The sequence below is a fragment of the Subdoligranulum sp. DSM 23681 genome (assembly GCF_057005535.1).
Genome location: NZ_CM168050.1, coordinates 2,625,629 through 2,639,573, shown reverse-complemented (window position 1 = coordinate 2,639,573; position 13,945 = coordinate 2,625,629). Strand labels below are relative to the sequence as shown.

At 62.2% G+C, this 13,945-nt stretch carries 12 protein-coding genes and 1 tRNA gene; 8 read left to right on the top strand and 5 right to left on the bottom strand.

Going from position 1 to position 13,945, the window contains the following annotated elements; translation table 11 throughout:
• Positions 1–16: 16 nt before the first annotated feature.
• The 4 genes from AC127K_RS12145 (at position 17) to AC127K_RS12130 (ending at position 2,927) form a co-directional block, all read left to right on the top strand.
• Positions 17–682, top strand: a complete 666-nt coding sequence (locus tag AC127K_RS12145; protein WP_483720800.1) for an endonuclease III domain-containing protein — start codon at positions 17–19, stop codon at positions 680–682.
• Positions 683–684: 2 nt separating this feature from the next.
• Positions 685–1,434, top strand: a complete 750-nt coding sequence (locus AC127K_RS12140) for a GntR family transcriptional regulator (RefSeq protein ID WP_483720799.1) — start codon at positions 685–687, stop codon at positions 1,432–1,434.
• A 120-nt stretch (positions 1,435–1,554) separates the two neighbouring features.
• Positions 1,555–2,502, top strand: coding sequence for an aspartate carbamoyltransferase (gene pyrB / locus AC127K_RS12135; protein WP_294541843.1), 948 nt, complete (start codon positions 1,555–1,557; stop codon positions 2,500–2,502).
• Positions 2,496–2,927 carry an aspartate carbamoyltransferase regulatory subunit gene (locus tag AC127K_RS12130; protein ID WP_294541845.1) on the top strand — a complete coding sequence of 144 codons (432 nt, stop codon included), beginning with the start codon at positions 2,496–2,498 and terminating at the stop codon, positions 2,925–2,927. The genes pyrB and AC127K_RS12130 overlap by 7 nt, the downstream gene beginning before the upstream one ends.
• Positions 2,928–2,993: 66 nt before the next feature.
• On the opposite strand, the gene AC127K_RS12125 is transcribed toward AC127K_RS12130, so the two are convergent.
• Positions 2,994–5,273: an ATP-dependent Clp protease ATP-binding subunit gene (locus AC127K_RS12125; RefSeq protein ID WP_294541848.1), complete on the bottom strand. Its 2,280-nt coding sequence runs from the start codon at positions 5,271–5,273 to the stop codon at positions 2,994–2,996.
• Positions 5,274–5,442: 169 nt separating this feature from the next.
• Between AC127K_RS12125 and AC127K_RS12120 the strand changes: the two genes are divergently transcribed.
• The 4 genes from AC127K_RS12120 to AC127K_RS12105 are packed head-to-tail and all read left to right on the top strand — an operon-like array spanning position 5,443 to position 10,198.
• Positions 5,443–7,191 (top strand): ABC transporter ATP-binding protein, encoded by a 1,749-nt coding sequence (locus AC127K_RS12120; protein WP_483720798.1) that lies wholly within the window; start codon positions 5,443–5,445, stop codon positions 7,189–7,191.
• Entirely contained in the window at positions 7,188–8,945 is a 1,758-nt protein-coding gene (locus AC127K_RS12115; protein WP_483720797.1) for an ABC transporter ATP-binding protein, read from the top strand. Before AC127K_RS12120 ends, AC127K_RS12115 begins: the two co-directional genes overlap by 4 nt.
• A gap of 27 nt (positions 8,946–8,972) precedes the next feature.
• On the top strand, positions 8,973–9,983 hold the full coding sequence (asnA, locus tag AC127K_RS12110; RefSeq protein WP_483720796.1) for an aspartate--ammonia ligase: 1,011 nt from the start codon (positions 8,973–8,975) through the stop codon (positions 9,981–9,983).
• Positions 9,980–10,198 (top strand): hypothetical protein, encoded by a 219-nt coding sequence (locus AC127K_RS12105; RefSeq protein WP_294541871.1) that lies wholly within the window; start codon positions 9,980–9,982, stop codon positions 10,196–10,198. The genes asnA and AC127K_RS12105 overlap by 4 nt, the downstream gene beginning before the upstream one ends.
• Positions 10,199–10,321: 123 nt before the next feature.
• On the opposite strand, the gene AC127K_RS12100 is transcribed toward AC127K_RS12105, so the two are convergent.
• From AC127K_RS12100 to AC127K_RS12085, 4 genes are all read right to left on the bottom strand, one after another.
• A tRNA-Thr gene (locus tag AC127K_RS12100) sits at positions 10,322–10,397 on the bottom strand.
• A 37-nt stretch (positions 10,398–10,434) separates the two neighbouring features.
• Entirely contained in the window at positions 10,435–11,295 is an 861-nt protein-coding gene (gene rsmA, locus AC127K_RS12095) for a 16S rRNA (adenine(1518)-N(6)/adenine(1519)-N(6))-dimethyltransferase RsmA (RefSeq protein ID WP_483720795.1), read from the bottom strand.
• Between the two features lie 13 nt (positions 11,296–11,308).
• The gene (locus AC127K_RS12090; protein ID WP_483720794.1) at positions 11,309–12,520 is read right to left on the bottom strand and encodes a S41 family peptidase; all 1,212 of its coding nucleotides are present in this window, start codon (positions 12,518–12,520) and stop codon (positions 11,309–11,311) included.
• 189 nt (positions 12,521–12,709) lie between these two features.
• A complete protein-coding gene (locus tag AC127K_RS12085; RefSeq protein WP_483720793.1) occupies positions 12,710–13,942 on the bottom strand; it encodes a murein hydrolase activator EnvC family protein in 1,233 nt (410 codons plus the stop codon).
• Between the last annotated feature and the right edge of the window lie 3 nt (positions 13,943–13,945).

The window sequence follows — 13,945 nt, the reverse complement described above, 5'->3', positions numbered from 1 at the left end:
AAAGCGAGAGACCCTCATGACCAAAAAAGAACTGGCCGCCATCTGCATTCAGCGGCTGAAAGAAGAATATCCTCTGGCGGACTGCACCCTGGACTATGACCATGCCTGGGAGCTGCTGGTGGAGGTGCGTCTGGCTGCCCAGTGTACCGATGAACGGGTGAACGTGGTGGTGAAGGACCTGTTTGCCAAATATCCCGATGTGCAGGCCCTGGCCGCCGCCGAACCGGAAGAGATCGAAGCCATTGTGAAACCCTGCGGGCTGGGCCGCAGCAAGGCCCGGGATATTTCCGCCTGCATGCGGATGCTGCGGGACAAATATGACGGCAAGGTGCCGGACGACTTCGACGCGCTGCTGGCCCTGCCCGGTGTGGGCCGCAAGAGTGCCAACCTGATCATGGGAGATGTGTTCGGCAAGCCGGCCATCGTCACCGACACCCACTGCATCCGCCTGTGCGGGCGCATCGGGCTGGTGGATGAAGGGGTCAAGGAGCCCAAGAAGGTGGAAATGGCCCTGTGGAAGATCATTCCGCCGGAGGAAGGCAGTGATTTCTGCCACCGGCTGGTGTACCATGGTCGGGCTGTCTGCACCGCCCGCACCGAGCCCTACTGCGACAGGTGCTGTCTGGCTGATGTGTGCCGGTACGCCAAAAAGAACGGCAAAGCAAAGAAAGAGGAGGCGTGAGGTTGGAACAGCACGCAAAGAACCCCACCTTGCTGGGCGGGGCGCTGATTTCAGCCCGGGTGGTGGACCGTCTGCTGGAAGAGATGGCCCACGGTGCCTATGCCGGGTTGGACCGTCTGCCGCCGGAACTGGAACTGGCCGCCCGACTGGGGGTGAGCCGCACGGTGGTGCGGGATGCCCTGAGCGAACTGGAGCGGGGCGGATACCTGGAGCGGGTGCGGGGCATCGGCACGGTGGTGAACCGGGATGTGGTCCACCTGGCCCACCGCATGGACCAGAAGATGGAATTCCACAAGATGATCGAGGCCATGGGGCGCATCCCCCACACGGACCATGTCATGGTGACCCGGCAGACCGCCGACACCGAGCTGGCCGGGGTCCTGGGACTGCAGGCCGGAGAGACGGTTCTGGTGGTGGGCAAGCGGATGCTGGCCGACGACATTCCGGTGCTGTTCTGTACCGACGTGATGCCCCTGGCCCTTTTCGGCGGGCGTCTGGACGGGATCGACTTCAGCCGGCCCATCTTTGATGTCCTCCAGGATCACTGTGACATCCAGACCACCAGCACGGTGGCCCGACTGCATGCGGTGCCCGGGGAGACCGCCGTGCGGCGGCTGCTGGGACTGAGTCCGGACAAGGCCCTGCTGGAACTGGAAGAGACCTGTTATTCCCGCCTGTGCCGTCCGGTGGTGCGCAGCAAGACCCTTTACACAGATTTTTTTGATTTTGCTCTTGTGCGCAAGCTCGTATAGTTGTAGAATAGGTGAGGCTTACAGGCCGCCGCTTCTGCGAACGGGGTTTCCCCGGACACAGGGTCGGCGGCCTTGGGCTGTACGTTCAAACCAGAAACAGGAAAGGAAAGGTTGTTGCCCATGAGACACCTGATCGATCCGCTTGATTTCACCTACGAGGAGACGCTGCGTCTGCTGGACCTGGCGGACCGTATTCATGACGACCCGGCCGCCTACAAGGACGTGGCGTACCGCAAGCGTCTGGCGTCGCTGTTCTATGAACCCTCCACCCGTACCCGGCTTTCCTTTGAGGCCGCCATGCTGAACCTGGGCGGCCAGGTGCTGGGCTTCCCGGATGCAGGGGTTTCCAGCGCTTCCAAGGGCGAGACGGTGGCGGACACCATCCGCATCGTCAGCTGCTATGCGGACATTGCCGCCATGCGCCATCCCAAGGAAGGCGCCCCCCTGCGGGCTGCGCGGTATTCCCGGATTCCGGTCATCAATGCGGGCGACGGCGGACACAGCCATCCCACCCAGACTCTGCTGGACATGATGACCATCCGCCGCCGCAAAGGGCATCTGGACGGACTGACCATCGGTTTCTGCGGAGACCTGAAGTTCGGGCGCACCGTTCATTCCCTGATCAAGAGCCTGTCCCGCTGGCCGAACATGAAGTTCGTGCTCATCAGCCCCGAAGAGCTGCGGGTGCCGGACTACATCCTGACCGAGGTGCTGGACCCCAAGGGCATCCCCTATGTGGAGACCCGCAGCCTGGAAGAAGCCCTGCCCCAGCTGGACATCCTGTACATGACCCGGGTGCAGCGGGAACGCTTCTTCAATGAGGAAGACTACGTCCGCCTGAAGAACAGCTATGTGCTGACCAAGGCCAAGCTGGCCCAGGCCCCCGCCGACATGGCGGTGCTCCATCCCCTGCCCAGGGTGAACGAGATCACCCTGGATGTGGATGATGATCCCCGCGCCGCCTACTTTGAGCAGGCACAGAACGGCGTATACATGCGCATGGCACTGATTATGACTTTGCTGGGTCTGAAAGACCCCAAGACCGGGGAGGTGGCTTTCGAATGCTGAACATCGACGAAATCCAGAACGGCGTGGTCATTGACCACATCACCGCCGGCACCGGTCTGGCGCTGTACCACCTGATGGAGCTGGAAAAGCTCAGCGACGCCAGCGTGGCCCTGCTGCAGAACGTGCGCAGCCAGAAGAGCGGCAAGAAGGACATCATCAAGATCGAGGGCGACATCCAGAGCCTGGACTTCAATGTGCTGGGTTATCTGGACCCCCAGATCACCATCACCTACATCGAGAACGGCCATGTGACCCGCAAGGTCCGGCCGGAGCAGCCCAAGCAGCTGGTGAATGTGATCAAGTGCACCAACCCCCGCTGCATCACCTCTCTGGAGGAAGGCTGCGACCACATCTTTGCCCTGACCCCCAGCGGACGGTACCGCTGCATCTACTGCGAACAGGAATTCAAGGTCCAGAACCTGTGAGGTTCCTGTACAAGCCATAAAAACAAAGAAGTGCTTTCCCTTATTAAAAAGGAAGGCACTTCTTTTTTATACGCAGGCGGCCAGATTGCTGTCGCTGAGGATGATGCGGCCGTCGGCATCGGCGTCGGCGGTGTAGGTCACGCCCGGATGGGCGGTACCATCGGCAATGCGGTCGGCAAGAGCCTGCTCCACCGCCCTGCTCACCTTGCGGCGCAGGTCCCGGGCCCCGTAAGGCGGCACTTCGCTGCCTGCCAAAGCCGCGGCAGCGGCCTGCGTGTGGCGCAGGGTATACCCCTGTCGGGCAGCCCGCTCTTCCAGTTCGGTGAGCAGCTTGCCTGCAATGGCTGCCAGCTGGGCCGGACCAAGCGGGTCAAAGACCACCACATCGTCCAGACGGCCCATGAGTTCAGGGCGGAAATATTCCTTGGCTTCCTGCAGCGCCTGCTTGCTGCGGCGGGCGGTATCCTCGGCCGCGGTACCGAAGCCCAGGGGGGCTGACTGCCCCACCAGGCACCGGGCGCCCAGATTGGAGGTCAGCAGGATGATGGTGTTGGAAAAGTCCGCCTTACGGCCCTGGGCGTCGGTGAGCACGCCATCTTCCAGGATCTGCAGCAGGATGTTCTGGATATCCCCGTGGGCCTTTTCAATCTCATCAAAGAGCACCACGCTGTAGGGGCGGCGGCGCACGGCTTCGGTGAGCTGGCCGCCCTCCTCATGGCCCACATACCCCGGTGGCGAACCGATGAGGCGGGCCACCGTGTGCTGTTCCATATACTCCGACATGTCAAAGCGCAGCAGGGCCTTCTCACTGCCGAACCAGTTCTTGGCCAGGGTGCGGGCCAGCTGGGTCTTGCCCACCCCGGTGGGCCCCAAAAACAGCATGGCACCGATGGGACGCCCCGCTTCCCGCAGGCCGGTGCGGCTGCGGCGGATGGCGGCGGCCACCGCGTGCACCGCCCGGGGCTGGCCGACGACCTCGGCGGAAAGGCGGCTTTCCAGCTGTTCCAGCCGCTCCCGCTCGGCCTCCCCCACCCGCTGGGCCGGCACCCCGCTGGCCTTGCTGACCACCCGGGCAATGTCCTGGGGCGTCAGGGTCGCCGGACTGCCGCCTTTTTCCGCACTGGCAATGCGGGCCGCAGCGGCGGCCTCATCCAGCAGGTCGATGGCCTTGTCCGGCAGGTACCGTCCCGGCAGGTACCGCACGCTCAGTTCCACCGCCGCATGAATGCTTGCCGGCGGGATGGTGACTCCGTGATACCGCTCATACCGGGGCATGAGTCCCCGCAGGATGGTCTCGGCATCCGCCGGGACCGGCTCCTCCACCATCACCTTGCCGAAGCGGCGGTCCAGGGCCGTATCCTTGGCGATGGTCTTGCGATATTCTTCCGGCGTGGTGGCCCCGATGAGCTGCAGTTCGCCCCGGGCCAGCATGGGCTTGAGAATGCTGGCCGCGTCGATGGCACCTTCCGCGGCGCCGGCCCCGGCGATCACATGGATCTCGTCAATGAAGAGGATGGTCATACGGTCCCGGTAGAGTTCCTCCAGCAGGCTTTTGAACCGCTCCTCAAAGTCGCCGCGGTACTTGGTGCCCGCCACCATGGCCGCCATGTCCAGGGCCAGCACCCGCCGTCCCCGCAGGCTCTGGGTCACCTGGTCGGCGGCGATGCGCTGGGCCAGCGCTTCGGCCAGGGCACTTTTGCCCACACCCGGCTCCCCCAGCAGGCAGGGATTGTTCTTCTGGCGGCGGCAGAGGATCTCGATCATCCGGTCCAGCTCCTTGTCCCGGCAGAGAACCGGGTCCAGGCGCCCTTCCTGGGCCAGACGGGTCAGGTCCCGGCCATACTTTTCGCTGGGTTTGCTGCCCCGGCTGGTGCTCATGCGGGGAGTGCCGGAAGGCAGGATCAGCTGTCCGGACAGCTGGCGGCACTCCCGCGCCGCCTGGGGCACTTCCACTCCCAGCGAGGCCAGCCACACACTGGCCGTACAGGCACAGTCCTCCAGCATGGCACAGAGCAGATGCTCATTTTCCGCCCGGGGTACCCGGGCCGCGTGGGCGCCCAGCACCGCAAATTCCAGAGCCTTGCTCATCTCGGGGGCCAGGTCCCGCCGGCTCAGGCGGATGCTGCGGCCGGTACACACCCGCCCTGCCAGACAGCTGCGCAGGGTGGTTTCGCTGATGTTTTTGCGGCGCAGGAAATCCGCTGCCGGCCCCTGGGCGGTCTGTAGCATGGCCAGCAGCAGGTGGCCGGTGTCGGCGGCGGTACAGCCCTGCTGCCCTGCCAGAGACAAAGCCCGCCCCACCGTGCGGGCGGCGGAGCAGGACAAACCTTTATGAAAATACAGCATATGACTCCCCTTTCGGCGCGCCAAAACGGCGTGCCCGCTGTGTGAATAAACTACAACCAGTATAGGCGGGCAGCGGGCAAATAATCATCGAAACCGGGCAAAAGCGCTGACAAATGCGGGTATGCGTGGTATAATATTTCTGCATTTTTTATACAAAGGTGGGGAAAGCATGCACAGATTGCTGCGTTATCTCAAAGGCTACGAACGGGAAACCGTCCTGGCGCCCCTGTTCAAGATGCTGGAAGCCTGCTTTGAGCTTCTGGTGCCGCTGGTGGTGGCTGCCATCGTGGACACCGGCATCCAGAACCGGGACGTGGGCCAGATTGCCCGCCAGGGCGGGCTGCTGGTACTGCTGGCCGTGGTGGGACTGGCTTCCAGCGTGACAGCCCAGTATTTTGCCGCCAAGACCGCTCTGGGATACGGCACGGCGCTGCGCCGGGACCTGTACCACCACATCAACACCCTTTCTTACACCGAGCTGGACGGCATCGGCACCCCGACACTGGTCACCCGCATGACCAGTGACATCAACCAGCTGCAGAACGGCGTCAACATGACCCTGCGTCTGCTGCTGCGGTCCCCCTTCATCGTCATCGGCGCGCTGATCATGGCCCTGTCCATCAGCCCCCAGATGACCGCCTGGTTCCTGTTGGTCACCGTGCTGATCTCCCTGGTGATCTATCTCATCATGCGCATCACCGTGCCCCGCTATCACCAGGCCCAGAGCATGCTGGACAAGGTCACCCTGCTGACCCGGGAGAACTATGTGGGCACCCGTGTGGTGCGGGCTTTCTCCCGTCAGGAGGACGAGATCCGGGATTTCACCAAAACCAACGATACCCTGAAAAAAGTCCAGACCACAGCGGGACGCATCTCCGCCCTGATGAACCCCATGACCTATCTCATCGTCAACTTCGGCATCATTGTGGTGCTGGTCCGGGGCGGCGCCCTGGTCAATGACGGAGCCCTGACCCAGGGTGAGATCATCGCCCTGATCAGCTACATGAACCAGATTCTGACCAACCTGCTGCGCATGGCCGATCTGGTCATCTCGGTGACCCGGGCCCTGGCCAGCGGTATCCGGGTCAATGAACTGCTGAAGACCCCCACCGGCATGCCCGACCCGGCTGAATCCGGGGCCAAGGAGCTGGCTCCCGCGGAGGGTGCCCCGGCGGTGACTTTTGACCATGTGACCTTCACCTACAAGGACGCCGGTGCCCCCAGCCTGACCGACCTGGATTTCCGGGCCATGAGCGGGCAGACCATCGGCGTCATCGGCGGTACCGGCAGCGGCAAGAGCACTCTGGTCAATCTGATTGCCCGCTTCTACGACGCTACCGAAGGCAAGGTGGAACTGTACGGCCATGATGTGCGGCAGTATCCCTTTGCCCAGCTGCGCACCATGATCGGGGTGGTGCCCCAGCGGGCGGTGCTCTTCACCGGCACCATCCGGGACAACATGCGCTGGGCCTGCCCCAACGCCACCGACGAACAGATCTGGGCGGCGCTGGAGATTGCCCAGGCAGCGGACTTCGTCCGGGGCAAGCCGAAGGGGCTGGATGAGCCGGTGGAGACCGCCGGACGCAACTTTTCCGGCGGCCAGCGTCAGCGCCTGACCATTGCCCGGGCGCTGGTCCCCCACCCCGCCGTCCTGATTCTGGATGACAGCGCCTCGGCCCTGGACTACGCCACCGACGCGGCCCTGCGCAAGGCGTTGAAAGAAAAGACCTCCGGCATGACGGTGTTCATCGTGTCCCAGCGGGCCACGGCGGTACAGCGCGCCGACCGGATTCTGGTGCTGGACGATGGTGCTCTGGCAGGCAGCGGCACCCATGCCGAGCTGCTGAAAACCTGCGAAGTCTATCGGGAGATCTGCCTGAGCCAGCTTTCCCGGGAGGAGGTGGAGAAAACCGTATGAGCAAGGCCAAACAAACCGCCAGCCGGGATACCATCCGCCGGGTGCTGAAACTGATTGCCCCCTATCGCCTGCTGGTGCTGATTTCCCTGATTCTGGCCGCCGTGACGGTCATCACCACCCTGTACGCCCCCATTCTCACCGGCCTGGGCGTGGACCTGATCCTGGGTCCCGGTCAGGTGGATCTGCCTGGTCTGGTCAAGCTGGCCATTCAGCTGGGCATCGTGGTCTGCGTGACCTCGGTGAGTCAGTGGCTCATGAGCCTGATCAACAACCGCATCACCTTCCAGGTGGTGCGGGACATCCGGGTGCGGGCCTTCCGCCATATGGAGGAACTGCCCCTGCGCTACATTGATGCCCACCGTCCCGGTGAGACCATCAGCCGGCTGACCACCGACGTGGAACAGTTCTCCGACGGTCTGCTCATGGGCTTCACCCAGCTGTTTACCGGCGTGCTGACCATTCTGGTCACCCTGATCTTCATGCTGTCCATCGACTGGCGCATCACCCTGGTGGTAGTGCTGCTGACCCCCCTTTCCATCTTCGTGGCCAAGTTCATTGCCCAGCACACCTACTCCATGTTCCGGGTCCAGAGCGAGACCCGGGCCGAGATGACCGGTCTGGTGGAAGAACTGGTGGGCAACCAGCATCTGGTGCGGGCTTTCGGGTACGAGAGCCGTGCCGAGGAACGGTTCGAGCGCATCAACCTGGATCTGCAGTCCTGCGGGCTGCGGGCCACCTTCTACTCTTCCCTGTCCAACCCCTGCACCCGCTTTGTCAACTCTCTGGTGTATGCGGCGGTGGGGGTGCTGGGCGCCCTCTTTGCCATTGCGGGGGGCATCACCGCGGGCAATCTGTCCGCTTTGCTCCAGTACGCCAACCAGTACACCAAGCCTTTCAACGACATCTCCAGCGTCATGACCGAGCTGCAGAACGCCCTGGCCTGTGCCCAGCGGGTGTTCGACCTGATTGACGAGCCCCCCATCACTCCCGATGCCCCCGACGCGGTGGAGCTGCGTCAGGGTGCAGGCCGGGTCGCCTTTGAGCATGTGAAGTTCCGGTATGTGCCGGAGGTCCCCCTGATAGAGGACATGAACCTGCGGGTCTGGCCCGGGCAGCGCATCGCCCTGGTGGGCCCCACCGGCTGCGGCAAGACCACCCTGGTCAACCTGCTCATGCGGTTCTATGAGATCAACGGCGGTTCCCTGAAGGTGGACGACCATCCCATCGACACGGTGACCCGGGATTCCCTGCGTGCCAACCTGGGCATGGTGCTGCAGGAGACCTGGCTGAAATGCGGCACCGTGGCCGAGAACATTGCCTACGGCAAGCCGGACGCCAGCCGGGAGGAGATCATTGCCGCCGCCAAGAAAGCCCGGGCCCACAGCTTCATCTGCCGCCTGCCCCAGGGCTACGACACCATGATCGCCGAGGACGGGGACAACCTGAGCGCCGGACAGCGTCAGCTGCTCTGCATTGCCCGGGTCATGCTGCGGCGCCCGCCCATCCTGATCCTGGATGAGGCCACTTCCAGCATCGACACCCGCACCGAGGTACTGGTGCAGGATGCCTTTGAGGAACTGATGAAGGGCCGCACCAGCTTTATTGTGGCCCACCGCCTGTCCACCATCAAGAATGCCGACCGGATTTTGGTGATGAAGAGCGGCAGCATCATCGAGAGCGGTACCCATGAGGAACTGCTGGCCAAGAACGGCTTCTATGCCCAATTGTACCAGAGCCAGTTTGCCCCGGCTTGAGCAGACACATAAAGGAGGAAAATGAAGATGTCCAACACGCAGATCCCGCAGAACTACAAGAGCCTTCTGGGCTTGTACGACACCCAGAAGGCCATCGGCCTGATCAAGACCATCTTTCAGGAAAAGCTGTGCGCCGCTTTGCACCTGAAACGGGTCACCGCGCCCCTGTTCGTGCTCCACGGCAGCGGCCTGAACGACGATCTGAACGGCGTGGAACGCCCTGTGCGCTTTGACGTTCCTTGCCTGGACGAGGAGGCCGAGGTGGTACACAGTCTGGCCAAGTGGAAACGGTTTGCTCTGGCCAAGTATGGATTCCGCCCCGGGCAGGGCCTGGTGTGCGATATGAACGCCATTCGTCGGGACGAGACCCCCGACAACCTGCACAGCATCTATGTGGACCAGTGGGACTGGGAACGGGTGGTGACCGAAAAGCAGCGCACCATCCCCTTCCTGAAAGACACGGTGCGGGACATTGTGGACGCGGTGTGTGCCACTGCCGACGAGCTGCGCTGGAAGTTCCCGGAGCTGAAAAAGGTCCGCCTGGGCCGAGAGGTCACCTTCATCACCACCCAGGAGTTGGAGGACACATACCCCGACCTGACCCCGAAAGAGCGGGAAAACGAGATCACCCGGCTGCACGGCACCGTCTGCATCATGCAGATCGGCGGCAAGCTGGCGTCCGGCCAGGTCCATGACGGCCGCGCCCCCGACTACGACGACTGGACCCTGAACTGCGATATCCTGTTCTGGCACAAGCCCCTGGGCTGCGCGTTGGAACTGTCCAGCATGGGCATCCGGGTGGATGCTGCTGCCCTGCGCCGTCAGCTGGCGGAAGCGGGCTGCCCCGAGCGGTCGGAACTGCCCTTCCACCAGATGCTGCTGAATGGCCAGCTGCCCCTGACCATGGGCGGCGGCATCGGCCAGAGCCGTCTGTGCATGCTGCTGCTGGGCAAGGCCCATGTGGGCGAAGTCCAGGTGAGCCTGTGGGATGAAGAGACCCGCAGCGTCTGTGAAGCTGCGGGGGTGACGCTGCTGTGAGTGAGGCAGAGCGTCTGGCCGCCTTTGAGGCCATGCTGGCAGCTGTGCAGAAGCAGTACGCCGAAACCACCGCCCGCATGGACAAGATGAAGCTGGAAGGCAAGGTCAAAACCGCCACCTACCGCCAGCTGTTTGCCCGAAAGCTGAGTTTGCAGGATGTGCTGACCCTGTACGAGGTATACGGACTGCTGCCCAAAGACGTCGAAACCAAATAAATTCTGAAAAGACCCGGCCCCGGAATGGATCGTCATTCCGGGGCCGGGTTTATTTTTTACCGTTTTTTTCTTGTTCCTTCCCTAACAAAAAACACGCCGCAAGCGTAATTGCTTGCGGCGTGATGGAGCTGGCAACAGGAATCGAACCTGCAACCTGCTGATTACAAATCAGCTGCTCTGCCAATTGAGCTATGCCAGCGGGAACCATATTATTGTATCATGGTCCGGCGGCGGTGTCAACCGCGCAGTGTGCCCAGCAGGCGGCAATAATCCTGCAGTGTCAGCTGTTCGGGGCGCAGGCGGGCATCCAGGCCCGCAGCCTGCAGCGCTTCCAGCACCTGAGGCTTGGGCAGGTTCAGTCCGGAGGCCACCACGTTGGCGATGGTCTTGCGGCGCTGGGAGAAGGACGCCCGGATCAGCCGGAACAGTCCGGCCTCGTCCCCGTCGGGGACCTCCACAGCGGGCTGCTTGTGGACATCCAGCCGGATGACCGCGCTGGTGACCTTGGGCGCCGGGTAAAAGCTCCCCGGCTGCACCGTGAAAAGCATTTTGGGGGTGGAGTAGTAGGCCACAGCGTAGCTGATGGCCCCGGCTTCCCGGGTGCCGGGGGCGGCACACAGGCGCTGTGCGGCCTCCTTCTGCACCATGACGGTAATGTTCTCCACCGGCAGTTTCTCTTCCAGCAGGCGCATGAGAATGGGGCTGGTGATGTAGTAGGGCAGATTGGCGCAGACAGCCACCGGGCGGTCGCCAAATTCTTCCTTCAGCAAAGCCGCCAGGTCTACCTTGAGCACATCCCCCATGACCAGCTTGAAGTTGTCGTACCCGGCCATGGTCTCGGCCAGCAGGGGTTCCAGTCGCTTGTCCACCTCCACCGAAACCACCTTGTCGGCCCGCTTGGCCAGCTGTTCGGTGAGGACACCGATACCGGGGCCCACTTCCAGGGCACCCCAGCCGGGGCCGATGCCCGCCTCTTCGGCAATGCGGGGACAGATGCCGGGGTTGATGATGAAGTTCTGTCCAAAGCCCTTGGACAAGGCAAAGTCATACCGCGCGCACAGGTCGCGGATGGTGGAAAGGTCGGTCAAAACCGGCATAGGTCCGCCTCCCTTACCCGACCATGGCCATGACCGAGGTCACGGCCTTGTTGATCTGCGGGTCGGTATCCACCGTGAAGTCATAGTAGCTGTTCTGCTCGTCGGCCGTCAGGGCGGCTTCCACATCCGGGGTCAGGCCGGTACCGTTCCAGGTCTGGCCTTCGTTGTCCAGCAGCATACCAATGGTGATGACCGCGGCACTGCCGTCGGAGAAACTCTGGGGCTCGCTGAGCACCACGCCCTTACCGGCGGTGGTGGTACCCACAATGCTGGCGCCGGCCATCTTGCGCAGGGCATTGGCGAACAGTTCGGCGCCGCCGGCGGTGCTGCCGTTGACCAGACAGACCATGGGAACGGTGATCTCATGGTCATCCGAGATACGCAGGTCGGTGAGGGTACCGTCCTTGGCCTGACTCTGGGCCATCAGGCCGGCGGGCACACAGTAGTCGGCAGCCACCAGGGCGGCATCCAGGGATTCGCCGGTATTGTTGCGCAGATCAAAGACCAGCGCCTTGGCCCCCTGGTTGATCAGGTCTTCCACCGCGGTACGGAACTCGGTGCCGGTGGTGGATGCAAAAGCATCAATGCACACATAGCCGCAGCCGTCACCGGTCATCTGGGTGAAAACCGTGTTGGTGGTGTAGTTGGAGCGCACCAGTTCCACGGCAGGCTGTTCCTGGCGGTCCGGGTTCAGATAGGTGATGCTGACGGTGGTGCCTTCCTCCCCCAGCAGGGCGGAGTTGATGGCGGCGGTATCGGTCATGGTGCGCACGCTGGTGTCCCCGATGGTAGTGATGAAACCGCCCACCTGCAGGCCGATCTCACTGGCCGGACTGTTGCTGTACACCCGGATGATACGGGCGTAACCGGAGGAGGAATCCTTGACCACCGACACGCCGATGTTCATCAGGCGCCCGGTCTCCACGCCCACCTTTTCGGTGTAGGCTTTGGCGGAATAGTAGCGGGCATACTTATCGCTGATGCCCAGCATGTAGCCGGAAGCAATGGTATCGTTGAGGGTGTCCTCATTGATGTCGAAGTATTCATTATCGCGCACATAGCGGTCGATCTCGGACAGTTTGTTGTACATCCGTTCCTTGTTCTTGACGCTGGAAACGGTGCTGTTGAACATATCCATGGACACGACCATGGTGATCGAGAAGGTCACGGCCATTGCGATGAGGGTGACGGTGGCGGCCACGGCCAGGTTGACTTTTCTGCTCATGAATCAGGTAATCTCCTTATCCGGCAGGCGGAACAAAGCCGTCTGCCACAGTCTTGGCGGTAGGATCAGACCAGGGAATAAACGACCGAGGAAAACAGACCCGCAACCATCAGCACCGCGATGACCAGACAAACCACGCGGATACCGGTCTTGTGATGATTTTCCATGGGAACGCCTCCTAACATACAATTACGACGGGATATACAGGGCCGGGTTGATGCGGGCGCCGTTCTGGCGCAGCTCAATGTGCAGGTGGTTGCCGGTGGAGTTACCGGTGGAGCCCACGTAGCCGATCACATCGCCCTGGGAAACAGTCTGCCCCACGCTGACGGAGGGCCAGGACCGCATGTGAGCGTACAGGGTGGTATAGTTGTTGCCGTCATCGGCAGTGCCATGGTAGATCATGACATAGTAGCCGTAGCTGTAATGGCTGTCCACCGTGATGACCTGTCCGGAAGCCACCGCCTTGATGGGGGTGCCGCCGGGGGCAGCGTAGTCACGGCCCTTGTGGCCGTTGCTGCCGTACTCACAGGAAATGTACTTGTAGCTGTCCAGCGGGCAGATGAAATGCAGAGAGCAGGACAGGGTGGCGTTGGTACCGCCGCTGCTGTTCTGGATGAGGGACCGAAGGTAGGAGTCCAATTCATCCGCCGCCTTGTTGAATTCGGCCTGCTTGTCGCTTTCGGCGGCGGCCAGGGCCTGGGCCCGGGCTTCCGCCTCGCTGATGGTGGCGTCCTGCTGCTGGATATTGGCCACCAGCTCATCGATCTTGCTGTTCAGCTGGTTCTGGCTGTCGGCCAGGGTCGCTTCCTGGGCTTCCAGCTGCGCCTTGGAATCTTCCAGTTCCTGTTTTTGCTGGTTCAGTTCGGCCTTCTCATCATCCAGTTCCTGGCAGATTTCCTCGTCCTTTTCGGAGATATCGGCCAGGGCCTGGGTGAAGTTGAGCAGCTGAAACAGGTTGGTGGCATTGGACAGAATATCAATGCCGCCGCTGTAATGGAGCATCTGCATGCTGCTCATGCGCTCCTTGAACCCATCCCAGCGGGCGTCAAATTCGGCCTGCTTCTGGTCCACTTCCTCCTGCTTGGCAGTGATGGCGTCCTCGGTCTCACCAATCTTGGTCTTGATATCATCCAGCTGGTTGGAGATCTGTTTCACTTCCTGCTTCAGTTCGGTGTTCTTGGCTTCCAGCTGTTCTTTCTGGTCCTGGGCATTTTCCAGGTTTTCCTGGTTGGCCGACTGCTGGTTTTTGATGTCTTCCAATTCCTGCTGGAGCTGATTTTTCTTGTCTTCCAGCTCCTTCTGTTTGTCGTCGGCGTAAGCCGGCGTGGCCGCCTGGAAAACCAGGGCCGTGGCCATCACCAGGGTGAGGGCCAGGGTGGCAGCCTGACGGATGTGTTTTTTCACTGCAAGAGAGATCATGTT